Raw genomic sequence first — 18,036 nt, 5'->3', positions numbered from 1 at the left:
GCGGCTCGTGACTGGATATGTCCGAGCTTGACGTTCAAATGCAAACAATTATCAAATGGCCGCCTTGCCCTTCGGGTACAGATGCCAGGCGCCAAGGATACGTGGCCTGTCATTTCAATGCCCGGGAAAACCCTTGAAGGAAGCTGTTTATGCGCCTGAGTACCCGCGTTGCTGCGCTCTGTGTCGGATTCCTCGTCAGCTACCACGCCGCAGCGGCCGAGTCGCCACAACGTTGGGTCAGTGCCGGGGGAGCTTTATCGGAATGGATCAGCGCGCTGGGCGGTGAATCGAAACTGGTCGGTGTCGACACCACCAGTCAGCACCCGGAATCGCTCAAGGCATTGCCGAGCATCGGGTATCAGCGGCAGCTGTCGGCGGAGGGCATCTTGAGCTTACGCCCGCAGATACTGGTCGGTACCGAGGAAACGGGACCGCCACCGGTACTTTCGCAGGTTCGTAGTGCGGGTGTGCAGGTCGAACTGTTCTCGGCCCAGCCGGACCTGCCGACGTTGCAGGGCAATTTGCAGCGTCTGGGCAAATTGCTTGGCGCTGACGATCAGGCCTCACAGGTGTTCCAGGCTTATCAACAGCAACTCGATCAGCAAAAGATCCGGGTCACTCGGGCGCAGTTAAAAGGAAAATCTCCCGGCGTGCTGTTGTTGCTTGGCCACGCGGGCGGCAAACCGCTCATCGCCGGCAAGGACACCGCCGCCGATTGGTTGCTGCAACAGGCCGGCGGGCACAATCTGGCCACGCATACCGGCTACAAACCTTTCTCTGTCGAATCCCTGGTCAGCCTGGATCCTGAGGTGCTGGTGTTTGCCGATCGCGCACTGACCGGCGATGCAGCCCGTGCGGCGTTGTTCAAGGAGAACCCGATCCTGTCCTCGACCCGCGCCGCCAAGGACGGGCGAGTCATGGAGCTTGATCCGACCTTGTTGGTCGGGGGCTTGGGGCCGCGGCTACCCGATGCGATGAAAAAACTGTCTGACGCCTTTTACCCCGATTCGGCCGGCCAATGACCATCCTGGTTAAACCCCGTGCTTTGTTCATTGGTCTGATCCTGCTGTGTGTGTTGGCCATCTGGTTGTCATTGGCGCTTGGACCGGTGAGCTTGCCGTTGTTCGACACCTTGCGTGCAGCCCTGCGGCTGGTGGGTGTACCGATTGCGCCCGACGGGCTGGAACAGGCTGAACTGATCCTGGGGCAGATTCGCTTGCCGCGAACCTTGTTGGGTTTGGCCGTGGGAGGGGTGTTGGCATTGTCCGGTGTGGCGATGCAGGGGTTGTTTCGTAATCCTTTGGCCGATCCGGGGCTGGTCGGCGTCTCCAGCGGTGCGGCATTGGGCGCGGCCATTGCGATCGTCGGTGGTTCTGTGTTCGGCGGTCTGCCTGAATCCTTCGGGCCGTATGTGTTATCGCTGTGCGCGTTTCTCGGCGGGCTCGGCGTGACCGCGTTGGTGTATCGACTGGGCCGGCGCAACGGGCAGACCCATGTCGCGACCATGCTGCTGGCCGGTATTGCGTTGACTGCGCTGGCCGGTTCCGCCGTGGGGCTGTTCACCTATCTGGCGGATGACGCGACGCTGCGCACCCTGACGTTCTGGAACCTGGGCAGCCTCAATGGCGCCAGCTATTCGCGGCTCTGGCCGTTACTGCTGATCAGTGCCGGCGTGGCGCTGTGGCTGCCACGCCGGGCCAAGGCCTTGAATGCGTTGTTGCTGGGTGAGTCGGAGGCGGGTCACCTGGGCATCGACGTCGAACGGCTCAAGCGTGAGTTGGTGTTCTGCACGGCGTTGGGTGTCGGTGCTGCGGTGGCCGCGGCGGGGATGATCGGGTTTGTGGGGCTGGTGGTGCCGCATCTGGTGCGACTGCTGGCCGGTCCGGATCATCGTGTGCTGTTGCCAGCGTCAGTATTGGCCGGTGCCAGCCTTCTGTTGTTTGCCGATCTGGTGGCGCGGCTGGCCCTGGCGCCGGCTGAATTGCCGATCGGGATCGTCACGGCTTTCATCGGTGCGCCGTTCTTTCTGTATTTACTGGTCAGGGGGCGTGCCTGATGTTGCGAACGCAAAATCTGCAAATCCGTCGGGGCCGAAAGATTGTCCTGACGGACATTACGCTTGAGCTCAAACCGGGCGAAGTTCTCGGCGTGCTGGGGCCCAATGGCGCCGGCAAAAGCACCTTGCTCGGCGCCTTGTGCGGCGAGTTGCGGGCACATCAGGGCAGCGTCAGGCTCGACGAGCGCGAGCTGAGCGATTGGACGGGGACGTCGCGAGCGCAGCGTTTGGCGGTATTGCCGCAGGTGTCGACCCTGGACTTCGCCTTTCGTGTCGAAGAGGTGGTCGGCATGGGCCGCTTGCCCCATCAAAGCGGTCGGGTCCGCGATGACGAGATCGTCGCCGCTGCATTACACGCAGCCGATGCCGAGCATTTGAGTGGCCGCAGTTATCTGGCTTTGTCCGGTGGCGAACGTCAGCGGGTGCATCTGGCGCGGGTTCTGGCGCAGCTCTGGCCGGGCGAAGCAGGGCAAACGTTGTTGCTCGATGAGCCAACGTCGATGCTCGACCCGCTTCATCAGCACACCACGTTGCAAGCTGTACGCGAGTTCGCCGATAGAGGCGCGGCGGTGCTGGTGATCCTGCATGATCTGAACCTGGCAGCGCGCTATTGTGATCGCCTGTTACTGCTCGAAGGCGGGCGCCCTGTGGCGCTCGATACTCCGGAGCAGGTGTTGCGCCCTGAGCCACTCAAGGCCGTGTTCGGGCTGGAAGTGCTGGTGCAGCAGCACCCGGAGCGTGGGCATCCGCTGATCATCGCCCGCTGAGTTTTTTATGGAGTGAAAACATGCGTGGGATTTTGATGCTGGCCTTGCTGTTGCTGAGTGCCTGTCAGCATGTTTCGACTCCGCCACCGGTTGTTGGCGAGATCCGGGACTTGCGCAGCGGTCAGACCCTCACGGCAGAGGAGCTGATTGAACGGCTGAAGACGCCTTCACGGCTGATCGTGGGCGAGCAACATGACAATCGCGATCACCATGAGCTGCAGCTGTGGTTATTGCAGTCGCTGGGTCAGCGGCGACCTCAAGGCAGTCTGCTGCTGGAGATGCTCACGCCGGATCAACAGCCGCGTGTCGATGACGTTCGTCGCACCTCGACACCGCCAGCGGATTTGCCCGGTGCATTGGCCTGGCAATCTGGCTGGGACTGGAATCTGTACGGGCCTATCGTACGTTTCGCGCTGTCCCAGCCATACCCGCTGCTGGCAGCCAATCTGGACATGCTTGAAGTCCGTGCCGTTTACGCCAACCCTCCGACATTGAGCGGTTCGCGCTCCAACGCAGCGTCAGTGAAGGACGAGTTGCTGAAGCAAGTCAGCGAATCCCACTGTGGCCTGCTGCCGACATCGCAGATGCCGGCGATGCTGGCGGTCCAGCAGCAACGTGACCGACGGATGGCCGAACGCCTACTGGCGGCACCCACGCCTTCACTGCTGTTTGCCGGCGCTTACCATGCGCGCAAGGATGTCGGCGCGCCGATTCATGTGCTTGATCTGGGTGAGCCCCAGGCGCCTGCGGTGTTGATGCTGGCGGAGCAGGGCAGCGAGGTCACATCGGCCATGGCGGATTACGTCTGGTACACGCCTGCCACGCCGCCCCAGGATTACTGCGCACAAATGCGTAAGCAATTTGGCAAGTGATCGAACGACTTTTCTCCAGGCAAAAAAAGACCCGGCAAGAGCCGGGTCAAATAACCGTGATTAGCCTGATGAGGAGATATCTGAGAGTCCGAACCAAGGGCTTTTCAAATATCGACCAGTCTCGCGACCGGATGTGCTAATCATAGCGATTCTCATTACCAAGTCAACCGCTGATTTTTCAGTTCTTTGAAATGCGCTGCTCGTGCGCTTGATACACCAGTAATCATTGGTTTTAGCCTGTTCGCTTGCGCGAACTCATCAGAATGATCTGCTTGTTCAACAGGTCGATATGTCGGGCCATGCTCGCAATCAGGCTATGAGCGATCTTCGGATTGCTTTGGGTCAGGCTGAGAAACTGGTCTTTGGGGATCAGCATGACAGTGCTGGGCTCGCTGGTGATCACACTGGCGTTACGCTTCTCGCCAGTGAATACGGCCATGGCGCCAAAAATCTCGTCCTTGGGTATATCGCCGACTTTGTGGCCGTCGACAAAGGCTTCGGCGTGGCCATCAATGATGACAAACACCTGATCCGGTTCATCGCCCTGACGGATCAATACTTCGCCACTGGCCACGCGCTGAAAGCCATTGGTGCTTCGAAACTCGGGTAATTTCAAGCGGGCGACGGCATCGGACAGCAACGCGGACTGACCGGCCATGTATTGAAGAAACAACTCCGAACGCTCCGGGTCGGCGTAGATATGCTGAAAAACCTCGGATCGCAGATATGGCGTCAGTGCCAAAGGGTTATCGCTGCGAAAGCGGCAACGCGGCAGTTCCGTGCCCTGACGCAAGCCGATCAGATCTCCCTCGTGCAGATAGAACAATGCCCGATCGTCGATGCATCCATGCAGCAGGCCATTGTCCAGCACAAAAAGTTGATTGCCGGGTAACAGGACGGCCAGATCATCGACGGCTGGAAATTCCAGGCTCGGTCCGCAGGGCATCAAACCTTCCAGCAGCCGGACGGGAATATGTTGCAGTCGGTTGATCAGCGCGTCGGCGTAAGCCGGTTGTTCCCCTAGTAGGTACATGGCTGCTGCGTCCGTTCAGTTTTTGTGACGTGACGAGATAGCTTCCAGCTGTTTGTTCAAGGCGTCCTTGCGCTCGGCGGGAATGTCATTCCAGTGCACATCCATCAGGGCACCTTCGATGGCATATAACAACACCTTGGACGCCCGAAACCCGCGCGTGCGCACGGCCCGATAAGCATCCACCGCCCCCAGGCGACGCAAGTCCGAGGCGCTGTGGATGCCCACGGCATGCAGCCACTGCGCCGACGTCTTGCCAAGATTCTTCAGGTGCTGCAGTTCATCATTCATCAAGCCTCCTTGCGACGGCCGAACGGTGCGTGGGCGAGCTTCTCAGGAGTGTAGCCATCAGTAGGAAAAGCGTGATTGTTTGGTCGGTTTCGACGCAAAAGCTTCTAAGAAGCAGATGTCTGGAGAGAGAGGAAATGTCTGCGAGTGCAGTAGAGGCAGGCAACGCAATCTCTGTGGGAGCAAGCTCGCACAGGGATCGTGTCAAATTGGGGAGGCGATGCGGGTACTAGCGGGTGCGATAACGCAGGCGTGTACCGAAATTCATCGACATCAGAATCTCGTCAGCACTCAGCTCTGGCGGGAAGTAGGCGCCGGAGATCTGTGCGTGAGCAAGGCTCGCGCCTTCCAGGGAGGCGTTGCGAAAGTCGATGCCGCGCAAGTCGGCGGAGCGGAAATAGGCATCGGTAAAGTCGATGCCGTCGGCGTTCAGTTCACGCAGGTCCAGCCCCCGGAAATCGCCACCGACCATGTCGATAGGTCCGTCTTTTGGCCGCTCGTTGTTGAAGCCAGTGATGTCGTCTTTGTGCAGCAAAGCATAAAGCGGGGTATCGAGAAGTTTCGGCTGGCTCATGTCAGATCACCTGTTGGTTTTATGACGCCAGTATAGTGCCACTATTTGGCAGCCGTGAAGCCGGCGAAGGCTTCACGGCTGAAATAGTTACTTACAGCCCCGGCAGGCGCTGGCGAATCTGCGCAATGACGGTGTCGAGGGTTCCGCTTTCATTGGTCTGAACGCGTTTGCTGCACAGAATCTCTGCTGGCGTCAGAGCCTCGCGAGTGGCTTGCTGGGCTTCGATAACCGCCAGGTTGGCGTCGGACGGGTCCTTTTTGTCTGCCTGACGCAGGGCCAGCCAGGTCTCGATCACCGCTTGCGGCGCATTGCAATCGAGAATCAGGAATGGCGCGCCGGTGGCTTCGGCGATTTTCGCTGCGCCGTCACGCTGGTCGCGCTTGAGGTACGTCGCATCGATCACCACGGGGAAGCCCGCGCGCAGGATCACAGCGGCAACTTCATGCAGGCGGGTGTAAGTGGCGGCACTGGCGTCGGCGCTATAGATGCCGGCCTGAGGGTCGTTTGGCACGGTTTGCTCGCCGAACAGACGTTTGCGCTCTACATCGGAACGCAGGCGAATGGCGCCCAATGCTTCCACCAGACGCATGGCTACGTGGCTCTTGCCGACGGCAGAAACACCGTGGGTGATGGCCATGAAGCGCGAAGGAATGGTGCTGTAGCTTTCCGCCAGGTTGGCGTAATTGCGGTACTGACGCAGGGTGGTGGCTCGCTGCACCGGGTCGGCCTCGGCCGGCATGCTGAACAGGCTGACCTTGGCGCGAACCAGTGCGCGGTAGGCTTTATAGAAGTTCAGCAACTCCAGGCCCTGGTAATCGCCGGTCAATTCCAGGTACTGGCTGATGAAGCGGCGCGCCAGGCTCTTCAGGCCACGGTCTTCCAGGTCCATCGCCAGGAAGCCGGTGTCGGCATAAACGTCGGTGAAGCGGAACGGTTCGTTGAACTCGATGCAGTCGAAGATCACGACCTTGCCGTCGATCACGGTGGCGTTGCCCAAGTGGATGTCACCGTGGCATTCGCGGATGAAACCTTCGGCCTTGCGCTGGGCGAACAGTGGCTTGAGGCGTTCGAAGCTGCTTTCGGCCCAGGCTTGCAGCGCATCCAGCTGCAGCAGATCGGCCTTGTCGCTGAGGAACGGGCGGATCTGTTCGAAGTTCTGGCGTACCGGTGCCATCACGCTGTCCGGCGTGCCGGCTTCGTGTTCGGCAGGCACTTTCGGTGCATTGAGGTGGAATTGGGCGATCTGCGCGGCCATCTCGTCGATGTGCGTGGTGGTCAATTCACCATTGGCTTGTAGGGTGCTGAGTAACCCGCTCTGTGGGAATTGGCGCATTTTCAGTGCGTAATCGACGACCGGACCCTCGCCGCCCAGTTGTGGGGCTTCGGCGCTGCCGGTGATTGGCAGCACTTCGAGGTACAAATCGTTGGTCAGGCGCTGGTTAAGACGCAGCTCTTCCCCGCAAAAATGCTTGCGAGCGTCGAGGTTGGTGAAATCCAGGAAGCCGAAATTCACTGGCTTCTTCACTTTATAAGCAAAGGGACCGGTGAGGATTACCCAGGAAATATGGGTTTCGATGACCTGGAATCCGTCTACGGGATGCGGGTAGAGGGCCGGGTTTTGCAGGGCAGCGATCAGGGATTGGCTCACAAGCGATCCTTCAGAGTCTGGGGGAAATTCACGGCCGTCATTATGGCCGCAAGTCCGTCTGACGCAAACCTCAGAGGGCTCCTGTTGAGTCTGAATAAAGTGCGTATAATCCGCCGCCATGACTCGTACTCGATCCCCCCGCACCCCCAAAAAACCACCTTCCAAGGGCCTGCGCCCCTGGCTGGGCTGGGCCCTTAAACTCAGTCTGGTCGGCCTTGTGGTGCTGGCCGGGTTCGCGGTTTACCTCGACGCGATCGTCCAGGAGAAGTTCTCCGGCAAGCGCTGGACCATTCCGGCCAAGGTGTATGCGCGCCCATTGGAGCTGTTCACCGGCCAAAAGTTGAGCAAGGAAGACTTCCTCACCGAGCTCGACGCCTTGGGCTACCGACGCGAAGCCGTGAGCAATGGCCCCGGCGCGGCGGCGGTCAGTGGCAACACCGTCGACTTGAATACCCGTGGCTTCCAGTTCTATGAAGGCCTGGAGAAACCCCAGCCTGTGCGCGTGCGGTTCTCCGGCGACTACGTGGCCGAACTTTCGGCGACCAACGGTTCGAAGCTTTCTGTGGTGCGCCTTGAGCCGCTGCTGATCGGCGGGATTTACCCGAAAAACCTCGAAGATCGCATTCTGATCAAGATCGATCAGGTCCCGCCCTATCTGCTGGAAACCCTGGTCGCTGTGGAAGACCGGGATTTCTATAGCCATTGGGGCGTGTCGCCCAAGTCGATTGCCCGCGCCGTCTACGTCAACACCTCTGGCGGCAAGATGACCCAGGGCGGCAGTACGCTGACGCAACAGTTGGTCAAGAATTTCTACCTGACCAGCGAACGCAGCCTGACCCGTAAACTCACCGAAGCCATGATGGCGATGTTGCTTGAGTTGCATTACGACAAGCGAGAAATCCTTGAGGCTTACCTCAACGAAGTGTTCGTCGGTCAGGATGGCCAGCGCGCAGTGCATGGCTTTGGCTTGGCAAGCCAGTTTTTCTTCGGGCAACCGTTGTCCGAACTGAAACTGCATCAAGTCGCAATGCTGGTGGGCATGGTCAAGGGGCCGTCCTATTACAACCCGCGTCGCAACCCTGAACGGGCGCTTGAGCGGCGCAATCTGGTACTCGATGTACTTGAGCAACAAGGTGTTGCCACCGCCGAGCAGGTCGCTGCCGCGAAGCAAATGCCACTGGGTGTGACGACTCGCGGCAAGCTGGCGGACAGCTCGTTCCCCGGCTTCCTCGATCTGGTCAAGCGTCAATTGCGCGAAGACTATCGCGACGAAGACTTGACCGAAGAAGGTCTGCGGATCTTCACCAGTTTCGACCCGATCCTGCAGATGAAAGCCGAGGCGTCGGTCAACGACACCTTCAAGAGACTCGCCGGGCGCAAGGGTTCCGATGAGGTTGAAGCGGCCATGGTCGTGACCAACCCGGAAACCGGTGAAGTCCAGGCCATGATCGGCAGTCGTCAGGCGAGTTTTGCCGGCTTCAACCGTGCGCTGGATGCTGTGCGACCGATCGGCTCTTTGATCAAGCCGGCGGTTTATCTGACAGCCCTTGAGAAGCCGAGCCAGTACACATTGACCAGTTGGCTGTCGGACGATTCCTTCTCGGTCAAAGGCGCGGACGGTCAAGTCTGGAAACCGCAGAACTACGATCGCCGTTCCCACGGTACCGTATTCCTGTATCAGGGCCTGGCGCACTCCTACAACCTGTCGACCGCGCGTCTCGGTTTGGCGGTGGGCGTACCGAATGTCCTGAAGACCCTGGCGCGTCTAGGTGTGAGTCGCGAATTCCCAGCGTTCCCGTCGATGTTGCTGGGCGCTGGCGGTCTGACCCCAATCGAAGTGGCGACGATGTACCAGACCCTGGCCAACGGTGGTTTCAATACGCCGATGCGCGGGATCCGTAGCGTATTGACCGCTGAAGGCGAACCGCTCAAGCGTTATCCGTTCCAGATTCAGCAGCGTTTCGATCCGGCCTCCATTTACCTGATCCAGAGCGCCATGCAGCGGGTCATGCGTGAAGGTACCGGTAGTTCGGTTTACAACGTGTTGCCGAAAACCCTGACCCTGGCCGGCAAGACCGGTACCAGTAACGATTCGCGGGACAGCTGGTTTGCCGGTTTCAGTCAGGACCTGCTGGCAGTGGTCTGGCTGGGGCGCGATGACAACGGCAAGACGCCGTTCACCGGCGCCACCGGTGCGTTGCAGGTCTGGACCAGTTTCATGCGCAAGGCCGATCCGTTGCCACTGGACATGCCGCAGCCAGACAATATTGTTCAGGCCTGGGTCGATTCGCGTACCGGACAAGGCTCTGATGCCAACTGCCCAGGTGCGGTGCAGATGCCGTATATTCGCGGCAGCGAACCGCCTCCCGGTGCTGCTTGCGGTGGCGAAAGCCCTGTTTCCGGCGAAACGGTGATGGATTGGGTCAAGGGCTGGATGAATTAAGCAAAGAGGGTTTCAAGTGAACAAGTGGTTGATTCCAGCGGTTACCGCCGTGGCTTTGCTCAGCGGTTGCTCCTCCGTACAACGCGGGTCGATTCCGGTTGTGGATTCCGGTAGCGCCGTTTCGAACAGTGAACGGATTTCGGCGAATGGCGGTTTCCGTCAGACGACGACTAAACGTCCTGCGCAAACCCAGACTCAGGCGATTCCACAAGGTGATACCGGCGTCGTCGTGATGGTGCCGGGTGGTGGCGCAGTAACGTCGGCACCGATCAGCACTGCGCCGATCACGCCAGGCCCGATTACTCCGGGGCCGATCGATACCTCGCCGGTCCAGTCGGCACCGGTCAATCAGGGCAGCTACAGCATGCCGTCGACGCCGAGCGGGATTCCTTCGGCGAGCTCCGGTGGCTTGTCTGCCGACGAGCAATTGGACGGTCCGGTTCTGGCCTTGCTGACTACCGCTCAGCAGCAACAGGCGAGTGGTGATCTCAACGGTGCTTCCTCCAGCCTCGAACGCGCCCAGCGTGTTGCTCCGCGTGAGCCGCAAGTGCTTTATCGTCTGGCCCAGGTGCGTATGGCTCAAGGCGATGCGCCACAAGCCGAGCAGTTTGCTCGTCGTGGCCTGACCTTCGCCAATGGCCGTCCGGCACTTCAAGCCAGCTTGTGGGAATTGATCGCTCAGGCGCGTGAGAAACAGGGTGATTCTGCTGGCGCAGCATTGGCCCGTCAGAAGGCCAAGGTTTCGCTGTGATGGATGCGCGCTTCCCGAAGATTGCCGAACAGTTGCTGCTGATCGAGCGCGAGCTGCGGGTTCAGGGGTGGTGGGACGAGGTCTCGCCCTCCGCCGAAGCGCTTTCCAGTGTCGAACCATTCTCGGTCGATACGCTGGATTTCGAGCAGTGGCTGCAATGGATCTTCCTTCCGCGGATGAAGGTGATCCTCGAGCAGGATCTGCCCTTGCCAAACGCTTCGGGAATTCAGGAGATGGCCGAAATGGTCTTCGCTGCCCGCAATGTTCAAGGCAGGGATCGGCAACTGCAGGTGCTGCTCAAAGAGTTTGATCTACTGATCACCGCCTCCCGCTGAATCCGATCCGTTGTAGGAGCCGAGCTTGCTCGCGATAGCGGTGCAACAGTCAGCAGATCTGTTGACTGTTTTGCCCTCATCGCGAGCAAGCTCGGCTCCTGCAGGTCTCTACTGGCAGTTTTCCGCAATCTGTTTCTGTGTTTCGCTAATGCGCTCCTGTCGCTGCTGGTCAGTCAGGCGGCGCATCTCGCCTTCGACATCCTCCCGTATTCGCGGATTGTTCTGCAGTTGAGCCAGGTTCGTCCGCGCCTGTTCGCAGAATGCCTTGAGCTGGGCTTGCTGCTCGCTGACCTGCTTTTTCACTTTTTTGTCGATGGCCTGTTGATCGCCAATGGCACCGCTGCGTGGCGGCGGGGGCTGGTTGCTGGCAGGCGAGGAGGGCGTGACCACGGTGGTGGCTTCCTGGCCTTGGGGCGGCTGGGCGTCGAAATGGGTAACGCCTTGGGCGTCGACCCATTTGTAGATCTGAGCGGCCATGCCCGGAGGGCTGATGCCAATCAGCAAGCTGACGGTCAGGAAAAACGTTCGCATGCCATTTCCTTGTATTGGGTTGCGCAATTGAAGCTAACACAGTTGCTGTTTAGCGGTTTTTTCTTGCTTTCTCATGTGCTTAGTTCAATAAAGCACATAGACGACTTGACTTGGAGAGGACGAAACAGAAGAATCCAAAGTCCGCTGTAGAGGGACTGCCAGAAGCAGGCCCGCTCAGCAGATCATGAGGCGCACATCCGCGCCGACCTGTTACACCCGCAACGCGTTACCTCGCGCTGGGTGGGAAAGGCCCGCAACACTTGGGACGATCCCAATACTTGCTCAGTCAGTGCTGACGTAGTCGGCGACCACCGTCGCTCATGCTCTGCTGAGAAGTAAACCTATTAAGACCCGTCCTCTTTTATGTGGGCGGTATTCTGGCGTTTTAGAGGTGAACAACGTGGAGCTTTTATCTGGCGGTGAGATGCTCGTCCGCTTTTTGCGTGACGAAGGCGTCAAATATATCTACGGGTACCCGGGTGGTGCTCTTCTTCATGTCTACGATGCCTTGTTCAAAGAACCGGAAGTGACCCACATCCTGGTTCGTCACGAACAGGCTGCGACCCATATGGCTGACGGCTATGCCCGTGCCACCGGTAAAGCCGGTGTGGTACTGGTGACCTCCGGCCCGGGCGCAACCAACGCTATTACCGGTATTGCCACGGCCTACATGGACTCCATTCCGATGGTGGTCATTTCCGGCCAGGTGCCTAGCACCATGGTGGGCACCGATGCGTTCCAGGAAACCGACATGATCGGTATCTCCCGGCCGATCGTGAAGCACAGCTTCATGATCAAGCACGCGTCGGAAATCCCGGAAGTCATGAAGAAAGCGTTCTACCTCGCGCAATCCGGTCGTCCTGGTCCGGTCGTTGTCGATATCCCGAAAGACATGACCAACCCGGCCGAGAAGTTCGAATACATCTTCCCGAAAAAAGCCAAGCTGCGTTCCTACAGCCCGGCCGTTCGCGGTCACTCCGGGCAAATCCGCAAGGCGGCAGAAATGCTCCTGGCGGCCAAGCGTCCTGTGATGTATGCAGGCGGCGGCGTGATTCTCGGTGGTGGCTCCGCGCCGCTGACCGAGCTGGCGAAGATGCTCAACCTGCCGGTGACCAATACCCTGATGGGTCTGGGTGCCTACCCTGGCACCGACCGTCAGTTTATCGGCATGCTCGGCATGCACGGCAGCTACACCGCTAACCTGGCGATGCACCATGCCGACGTGATCCTTGCAGTCGGCGCTCGTTTCGACGACCGCGTGATCAACGGCCCGGCGAAGTTCTGCCCGAATGCCAAGATCATTCACATCGACATCGACCCGGCTTCGATCTCCAAGACCATCAAGGCAGACGTGCCTATCGTCGGTCCGGTCGAGAGTGTCCTGACCGAGATGGTCGCGATCCTCAAGGAAATCGGCGAGACCCCGAACAAGGAGTCCGTTGCCAGCTGGTGGAAGCAAGTTGATGAGTGGCGCGGTGATCGCGGCCTGTTTCCTTACGACAAGGGCGACGGCAGCGTTATCAAGCCGCAGACCGTGATCGAAACCCTGTGTGAAGTGACCAAGGGCGATGCCTTTGTCGCTTCCGACGTGGGTCAGCATCAGATGTTCGCGGCGCAGTACTACACGTTCAACAAGCCGAACCGCTGGATCAACTCCGGTGGTCTGGGCACCATGGGCTTCGGTTTTCCGGCGGCCATGGGCATCAAGCTGAGCTTCCCGGATGACGATGTCGTTTGCGTGACGGGCGAGGGCAGTATCCAGATGAACATTCAGGAACTGTCCACCTGTCTGCAATATGGCTTGCCGGTCAAAATCGTCATCCTGAACAACGGCGTTTTGGGTATGGTTCGCCAGTGGCAAGACATGAGCTATGGTAGCCGTCACTCGCATTCCTACATGGAATCGCTGCCTGATTTCGTCAAGCTGGCAGAGGCCTATGGTCACGTCGGCATGCGCATCACTGAATCGAAAGATTTGAAGGCGAAGATGGAAGAAGCGTTTGCCATGAAAGATCGTCTGGTGATCATTGATGTTTCGGTCGACACCAGCGAGCACGTCTACCCGATGCAGATCAAAGACGGCTCCATGCGCGATATGTGGCTGAGCAAGACGGAGCGTACATAATCATGCGGCACATTATTTCCTTGCTTCTGGAAAACGAACCGGGTGCTCTGTCTCGTGTAGTCGGCCTGTTCTCGCAGCGCAACTACAACATCGAAAGCCTGACTGTGGCGCCTACCGAAGACCCGACCCTGTCGCGTCTGACGCTGACCACGGTTGGCCACGATGAAGTTATCGAGCAGATCACCAAGAACCTGAACAAGTTGATCGAAGTGGTCAAACTGGTCGACCTGTCGGAGAGTGCTCACATCGAGCGCGAGCTGATGCTGGTCAAGGTCAAGGCTACCGGCGCCCAGCGCGCCGAGATCAAACGCACTACCGATATTTATCGTGGGCAGATCGTTGACGTCAGCGCTAGCGTGTATACCGTTCAATTGACCGGTACCAGCGATAAGCTCGACAGCTTCATTCAGTCCATTGGCACCGCCTCGATTCTGGAGACCGTCCGCAGCGGCGTAACCGGTATTGCCCGCGGCGACAAAGTACTCAGCATCTAAACCAAATTAGCGAATGGCCTGAACGGCCTGGATATATAGGGGAATTTCATGAAAGTTTATTACGAAAAAGACTGCGACCTGTCGATCATCCAGGGCAAGAAAGTTGCCATCATCGGTTACGGTTCCCAGGGCCACGCTCAAGCGTGCAACCTGAAAGACTCCGGCGTTGACGTTACTGTTGGTCTGCGTAAAGGTTCGGCGACTGTTGCCAAAGCCGAAGCTCACGGCCTGAAAGTGACCGACGTTGCTTCCGCTGTTGCGGCTGCCGACCTGGTCATGATCCTGACCCCGGACGAGTTCCAGTCCGCTCTGTACAAGAACGAAATCGAGCCGAACATCAAGAAAGGCGCCACCCTGGCCTTCTCCCACGGTTTCGCGATCCACTACAACCAGGTTGTTCCGCGCGCTGACCTCGACGTGATCATGATCGCGCCGAAAGCTCCGGGCCACACCGTGCGTTCCGAGTTCGTCAAAGGCGGCGGTATCCCTGACCTGATCGCTATCTATCAGGATGCTTCCGGCAACGCCAAAAACGTTGCACTGTCCTACGCCGCTGGCGTTGGTGGCGGTCGTACCGGCATCATCGAAACCACCTTCAAGGACGAGACTGAAACCGACCTGTTCGGCGAACAAGCCGTTCTGTGCGGCGGTACCGTTGAGCTGGTTAAAGCCGGTTTCGAAACCCTGGTTGAAGCTGGCTACGCGCCGGAAATGGCCTACTTCGAATGCCTGCACGAACTGAAGCTGATCGTTGACCTCATGTACGAAGGCGGTATCGCCAACATGAACTACTCGATCTCCAACAACGCTGAGTACGGCGAGTACGTGACCGGCCCGGAAGTGATCAACGCCGAATCCCGTCAGGCCATGCGCAACGCCCTGAAACGTATTCAGGACGGCGAATACGCCAAGATGTTCATCAGCGAAGGCGCTACCGGCTATCCTTCGATGACCGCCAAGCGTCGTAACAACGCCGCTCACGGTATCGAAATCATCGGCGAGCAACTGCGCTCCATGATGCCGTGGATCGGTGCCAACAAGATCGTCGACAAAGCTAAAAACTAAGTCGCGCACTTGTACGAAAAACGCGGCCTAGGCCGCGTTTTTTCGTTTGGGCGGCTGGTTCTGGTATAAAGCTGCATCGTTTGCGGCCGAACCGTCGTCCCAGACACCTGTCCAAACTTTCCACCCTGTTGCAAGGTAATGTCCATGAGCGAACGTCCCGAAGAGCCAAACCAGGCTTCTGACGCCGAAAGCCTGCTTCCCATCGATGAACACATTGAGGAAGGGCACGACGCTGAAGGCCGTAAAGTCCGGCATCGTGGTATCTATCTTCTGCCGAATCTGTTCACCACTGCGAACCTGTTCGCAGGGTTTTACTCCATCATCAACTCGATGAGCGCCCAGAGCGCCTTGAGTGCTGGTGATTCGATTGGTGCGAGCAAGTATTTTGCTTTTGCAGCGATCGCGATTTTTGTCGCGATGGTGCTCGACGGCCTCGATGGTCGCGTTGCCCGTATGACCAATACCCAGAGCGCCTTCGGTGCCGAGTACGACTCGCTGTCCGACATGGTCGCCTTTGGTGTTGCGCCAGCATTGTTGGCATTCGGTTGGGCCTTGGGCGATATGGGTAAGGTCGGCTGGATGGTTGCCTTCATTTATGTAGCCGGTGCAGCGTTGCGTCTGGCGCGTTTCAATACCCAGGTCGGCACTGCGGACAAGCGCTACTTCATTGGTCTGGCCAGTCCGGCGGCTGCTGGTGTGGTTGCAGGCATTGTCTGGGCGTTCAGTGATTACGGCATCCAGGGTTCGAAGATGTCCTTCCTGGTGGCGCTGATGGTTGCGGCTGCCGGCATGCTGATGGTCAGTAACATCAAGTACAACAGCTTCAAGGAGCTGGACTTGAAAGGGCGTGTACCTTTCGTGGCGATTCTCGCCGTGGTGTTGGTGTTTGCCGTGGTGTTCAGTGATCCGCCGCGCATTCTTCTGCTGGTTTTCCTCGCTTATGCAGCATCCGGCCCGGTGCAGTACTTGTTGCGTCTTCGTAGGCACAAAAAAGCCGAGTGATGTAATTTTCCTCATACTCCGCAGTCTGTTGGTGCATATGTTCTCCAATGCTGCGGAGTTGCCATGCTGATCAAAGTCCCCAAAGCGTCTGACTGCCATGAGTCGGACGTCACACCTGAATCCTTCTATCTATCTCGTCGCAATGTTCTCGGTGCCGCCGTTGCCGGTTTGGCTGTAAGCAGTCTGCCGCGTTGGGCCAGTGCCGAGGATGCTGCGCGTTATTCGGATGTCGAGCCTGGCAAGGCGCCTTCCTGGTTTGCCGAAAAACTGCCTTCTGCTAGATGGGGCGCGGTTAACGTCAAGGATGAGGCGATCACGCCATTCAAGGACGCGACCCATTACAACAATTTCTATGAGTTCGGCACCGACAAAGGTGATCCCGCTGCCAATGCCGACGCGCTGAAAACCGAACCTTGGAGTGTGGTAATAGACGGGGAGGTGGGCAAACCAGGGCGGTACGCACTGGAAGACTTCATGAAGCCTTATCAGCTCGAGGAGCGTGTTTACCGTCTTCGCTGTGTAGAGGCCTGGTCGATGGTCATTCCCTGGATCGGATTTCCCGTCTCGGCCCTGCTCAAGGAAGTCGAGCCGACTTCCAAAGCCAAATTCATTCGCTTCGAAACCCTGGAAGATCCCAAGAGCATGCCCGGGCAACGTTCCGGTTTTGCCTTGATCGATTGGCCATATGTGGAAGGGCTGCGTCTGGATGAGGCGATGAATCCGTTGGCGATTCTTGCCGTGGGTATGTACGGGCGTGAGCTGCCCAATCAGAACGGCGCGCCTCTGCGTTTGGTGGTGCCGTGGAAATATGGCTTCAAGAGCATCAAATCCATCGTGCGGATCAGTCTGGTCAGCGAGCAGCCGAAGACCACCTGGCAGAGCATTGCTGCGGATGAGTACGGCTTCTATGCGAACGTGAATCCGACAGTCGATCATCCGCGCTGGACCCAGGCGCGTGAGCGGCGTTTGCCGAGCGGGCTGTTCAAGCCCAATGTGCGGGACACGCAGATGTTCAATGGCTACTCGGATGAAGTCGCCTCTCTATATACAGGGCTCGATTTGCGGAAGAACTACTGATGCGATTTCCGTTTTGGCGAATTGGCGTCTTTATAGCTGCTGCGGTCTGGCCGCTGCTTTGGTTGTATCAGGCCTGGGAGGATGTGCTGGGGCCTGATCCGGGCAAGGTGTTGGTTGACCGGTTGGGGGTGGGGGCGCTTGTACTGCTGCTCATTACGTTAAGCATGACACCTGTGCAGAAGCTTACTGGTTGGGCAGGGTGGGTCGCTGTCCGGCGGCAACTGGGGTTGTGGTGCTTCGCTTATGTGGTTTTGCATTTGAGTGGGTATACGGCGTTCATCCTCGGCTTTGATTGGTCGCAGTTGGGTGTCGAGTTGCGCAAACGGCCGTACATTATTGTCGGGACGCTTGGGTTTCTGTGTTTATTGGCCTTGGCGGTGACCTCAAATCGCTATAGTCAGCGGCGTTTGGGTTCTGGCTGGAAGAAATTACATCGTCTTGCCTATGGGGTTCTCGGGCTTGGATTGCTGCATATGTTGTGGATCGTGCGCGCTGATCTTAAGGAGTGGGCGGTTTACGCTTCTATAAGTGCATTGCTAATAGTATTGCGACTACCCCCTGTAACCCGCCGAATCCCACGATTAATAGCCAAAAAGACACCGTCTGCACGAAAAGCGTAATTAACGGTTGACGGCAGATTCTGGAAGTCTATAATTCGCCCCACTTCCGGCGCAGTCGAAACGGAAAACTCCTTGGTAAACAATGAGTTATGCAGTTTACGACAGCGAGTTGCTTCAGGTCATCGAAGCCCAGAAGGAGTTGATCAGGCAGTCTGTTTTTGCCTAGTTGACGATTCGATCTTCTCGGTCGAAATCGGTGTAAAAGAGGTGTTGACAGCAGCGAGTAACGCTGTAGAATTCGCCTCCCGCTAACGAGAGATCGCAAGCGCAAGTGGTTGAAGTTGCAAAGGAAACTTTGAAAACTTCGAAAAATAACCGCTTGACAGCAACAGAGGCTGCTGTAGAATGCGCGCCTCGG

At 58.2% G+C, this 18,036-nt stretch carries 18 protein-coding genes; 13 read left to right on the top strand and 5 right to left on the bottom strand.

Annotated features, from left to right (window positions below; all coding sequences use genetic code 11):
* The first annotated feature begins 149 nt into the window (after window positions 1–149).
* The 4 genes from DFS28_RS19115 to DFS28_RS19100 are packed head-to-tail and all read left to right on the top strand — an operon-like array spanning window position 150 to window position 3,695.
* Entirely contained in the window at window positions 150–1,022 is an 873-nt protein-coding gene (locus DFS28_RS19115; protein WP_111451052.1) for a hemin ABC transporter substrate-binding protein, read from the top strand.
* Between the two features lie 50 nt (window positions 1,023–1,072).
* Window positions 1,073–2,056 carry an iron ABC transporter permease gene (locus tag DFS28_RS19110; protein WP_178082221.1) on the top strand — a complete coding sequence of 328 codons (984 nt, stop codon included), beginning with the start codon at window positions 1,073–1,075 and terminating at the stop codon, window positions 2,054–2,056.
* On the top strand, window positions 2,056–2,823 hold the full coding sequence (locus DFS28_RS19105; RefSeq protein WP_111451050.1) for a heme ABC transporter ATP-binding protein: 768 nt from the start codon (window positions 2,056–2,058) through the stop codon (window positions 2,821–2,823). The genes DFS28_RS19110 and DFS28_RS19105 overlap by 1 nt, the downstream gene beginning before the upstream one ends.
* A gap of 20 nt (window positions 2,824–2,843) precedes the next feature.
* Window positions 2,844–3,695, top strand: coding sequence for a ChaN family lipoprotein (locus DFS28_RS19100; RefSeq protein WP_111451049.1), 852 nt, complete (start codon window positions 2,844–2,846; stop codon window positions 3,693–3,695).
* A 232-nt stretch (window positions 3,696–3,927) separates the two neighbouring features.
* Here DFS28_RS19100 and DFS28_RS19095 read toward each other — a convergent pair whose 3' ends face one another.
* From DFS28_RS19095 to DFS28_RS19080, 4 genes are all read right to left on the bottom strand, one after another.
* Complete coding sequence (locus DFS28_RS19095) at window positions 3,928–4,728, bottom strand: Crp/Fnr family transcriptional regulator (protein WP_111451048.1); 801 nt, start codon at window positions 4,726–4,728, stop codon at window positions 3,928–3,930.
* Window positions 4,729–4,743: 15 nt separating this feature from the next.
* Complete coding sequence (locus DFS28_RS19090) at window positions 4,744–5,016, bottom strand: TfoX/Sxy family protein (RefSeq protein ID WP_003228231.1); 273 nt, start codon at window positions 5,014–5,016, stop codon at window positions 4,744–4,746.
* Window positions 5,017–5,242: 226 nt separating this feature from the next.
* A complete protein-coding gene (locus DFS28_RS19085; RefSeq protein WP_111451047.1) occupies window positions 5,243–5,587 on the bottom strand; it encodes a pentapeptide repeat-containing protein in 345 nt (114 codons plus the stop codon).
* 91 nt (window positions 5,588–5,678) lie between these two features.
* Window positions 5,679–7,235 (bottom strand): bifunctional aminoglycoside phosphotransferase/ATP-binding protein, encoded by a 1,557-nt coding sequence (locus DFS28_RS19080; protein WP_111451046.1) that lies wholly within the window; start codon window positions 7,233–7,235, stop codon window positions 5,679–5,681.
* A gap of 118 nt (window positions 7,236–7,353) precedes the next feature.
* On the opposite strand from DFS28_RS19080, the gene mrcB reads away from it, so the two are divergent.
* The 3 genes from mrcB to DFS28_RS19065 are packed head-to-tail and all read left to right on the top strand — an operon-like array spanning window position 7,354 to window position 10,764.
* Window positions 7,354–9,678, top strand: coding sequence for a penicillin-binding protein 1B (gene mrcB / locus DFS28_RS19075; RefSeq protein WP_111451045.1), 2,325 nt, complete (start codon window positions 7,354–7,356; stop codon window positions 9,676–9,678).
* Window positions 9,679–9,694: 16 nt separating this feature from the next.
* On the top strand, window positions 9,695–10,429 hold the full coding sequence (locus DFS28_RS19070; protein ID WP_111451044.1) for a tetratricopeptide repeat protein: 735 nt from the start codon (window positions 9,695–9,697) through the stop codon (window positions 10,427–10,429).
* Window positions 10,429–10,764 (top strand): YqcC family protein, encoded by a 336-nt coding sequence (locus DFS28_RS19065; RefSeq protein ID WP_008156787.1) that lies wholly within the window; start codon window positions 10,429–10,431, stop codon window positions 10,762–10,764. The genes DFS28_RS19070 and DFS28_RS19065 overlap by 1 nt, the downstream gene beginning before the upstream one ends.
* Before the next feature lie 108 nt (window positions 10,765–10,872).
* On the opposite strand, the gene DFS28_RS19060 is transcribed toward DFS28_RS19065, so the two are convergent.
* On the bottom strand, window positions 10,873–11,295 hold the full coding sequence (locus DFS28_RS19060; protein ID WP_111451043.1) for a DUF4124 domain-containing protein: 423 nt from the start codon (window positions 11,293–11,295) through the stop codon (window positions 10,873–10,875).
* A gap of 400 nt (window positions 11,296–11,695) precedes the next feature.
* Here DFS28_RS19060 and DFS28_RS19055 point away from each other — a divergent pair, with 400 nt between their 5' ends.
* From DFS28_RS19055 to msrQ, 6 genes are all read left to right on the top strand, one after another.
* Window positions 11,696–13,420 carry an acetolactate synthase 3 large subunit gene (locus DFS28_RS19055; protein WP_008156791.1) on the top strand — a complete coding sequence of 575 codons (1,725 nt, stop codon included), beginning with the start codon at window positions 11,696–11,698 and terminating at the stop codon, window positions 13,418–13,420.
* A gap of 2 nt (window positions 13,421–13,422) precedes the next feature.
* Window positions 13,423–13,914: an acetolactate synthase small subunit gene (gene ilvN / locus DFS28_RS19050; protein ID WP_003176102.1), complete on the top strand. Its 492-nt coding sequence runs from the start codon at window positions 13,423–13,425 to the stop codon at window positions 13,912–13,914.
* A gap of 48 nt (window positions 13,915–13,962) precedes the next feature.
* Window positions 13,963–14,979, top strand: coding sequence for a ketol-acid reductoisomerase (ilvC, locus tag DFS28_RS19045; protein ID WP_007948647.1), 1,017 nt, complete (start codon window positions 13,963–13,965; stop codon window positions 14,977–14,979).
* A gap of 144 nt (window positions 14,980–15,123) precedes the next feature.
* Window positions 15,124–15,981: a CDP-diacylglycerol--serine O-phosphatidyltransferase gene (gene pssA / locus DFS28_RS19040; protein WP_076029747.1), complete on the top strand. Its 858-nt coding sequence runs from the start codon at window positions 15,124–15,126 to the stop codon at window positions 15,979–15,981.
* A 63-nt stretch (window positions 15,982–16,044) separates the two neighbouring features.
* Entirely contained in the window at window positions 16,045–17,058 is a 1,014-nt protein-coding gene (msrP, locus tag DFS28_RS19035) for a protein-methionine-sulfoxide reductase catalytic subunit MsrP (RefSeq protein ID WP_111451042.1), read from the top strand.
* Window positions 17,058–17,678, top strand: a complete 621-nt coding sequence (gene msrQ / locus DFS28_RS19030) for a protein-methionine-sulfoxide reductase heme-binding subunit MsrQ (RefSeq protein ID WP_111451041.1) — start codon at window positions 17,058–17,060, stop codon at window positions 17,676–17,678. The genes msrP and msrQ overlap by 1 nt, the downstream gene beginning before the upstream one ends.
* The last annotated feature ends 358 nt before the right edge of the window (window positions 17,679–18,036 follow it).

The organism is Pseudomonas sp. 478 (assembly GCF_003254125.1).
Taxonomy (GTDB): Bacteria; Pseudomonadota; Gammaproteobacteria; order Pseudomonadales; family Pseudomonadaceae; genus Aquipseudomonas.
Note: the sequence above shows the minus strand (reverse complement) of the source record. Positions and strands in the feature narration are given on the sequence as shown.

Excerpts from the sequence above, each read along its gene's own strand:
- DFS28_RS19115 (WP_111451052.1), top strand. The coding sequence starts at position 150 with ATGCGCCTGAGTACCCGCGTTGCTGCGCTCTGTGTCGGATTCCTCGTC.
- DFS28_RS19105 (WP_111451050.1), top strand. The coding sequence starts at position 2,056 with ATGTTGCGAACGCAAAATCTGCAAATCCGTCGGGGCCGAAAGATTGTC.
- DFS28_RS19100 (WP_111451049.1), top strand. The coding sequence starts at position 2,844 with ATGCGTGGGATTTTGATGCTGGCCTTGCTGTTGCTGAGTGCCTGTCAG.
- DFS28_RS19095 (WP_111451048.1), bottom strand. The coding sequence starts at position 4,728 with ATGTACCTACTAGGGGAACAACCGGCTTACGCCGACGCGCTGATCAAC.
- DFS28_RS19090 (WP_003228231.1), bottom strand. The coding sequence starts at position 5,016 with ATGAATGATGAACTGCAGCACCTGAAGAATCTTGGCAAGACGTCGGCG.
- DFS28_RS19085 (WP_111451047.1), bottom strand. The coding sequence starts at position 5,587 with ATGAGCCAGCCGAAACTTCTCGATACCCCGCTTTATGCTTTGCTGCAC.
- mrcB (WP_111451045.1), top strand. The coding sequence starts at position 7,354 with ATGACTCGTACTCGATCCCCCCGCACCCCCAAAAAACCACCTTCCAAG.
- DFS28_RS19065 (WP_008156787.1), top strand. The coding sequence starts at position 10,429 with ATGGATGCGCGCTTCCCGAAGATTGCCGAACAGTTGCTGCTGATCGAG.
- DFS28_RS19060 (WP_111451043.1), bottom strand. The coding sequence starts at position 11,295 with ATGCGAACGTTTTTCCTGACCGTCAGCTTGCTGATTGGCATCAGCCCT.
- ilvN (WP_003176102.1), top strand. The coding sequence starts at position 13,423 with ATGCGGCACATTATTTCCTTGCTTCTGGAAAACGAACCGGGTGCTCTG.
- ilvC (WP_007948647.1), top strand. The coding sequence starts at position 13,963 with ATGAAAGTTTATTACGAAAAAGACTGCGACCTGTCGATCATCCAGGGC.
- pssA (WP_076029747.1), top strand. The coding sequence starts at position 15,124 with ATGAGCGAACGTCCCGAAGAGCCAAACCAGGCTTCTGACGCCGAAAGC.
- msrP (WP_111451042.1), top strand. The coding sequence starts at position 16,045 with ATGCTGATCAAAGTCCCCAAAGCGTCTGACTGCCATGAGTCGGACGTC.
- msrQ (WP_111451041.1), top strand. The coding sequence starts at position 17,058 with ATGCGATTTCCGTTTTGGCGAATTGGCGTCTTTATAGCTGCTGCGGTC.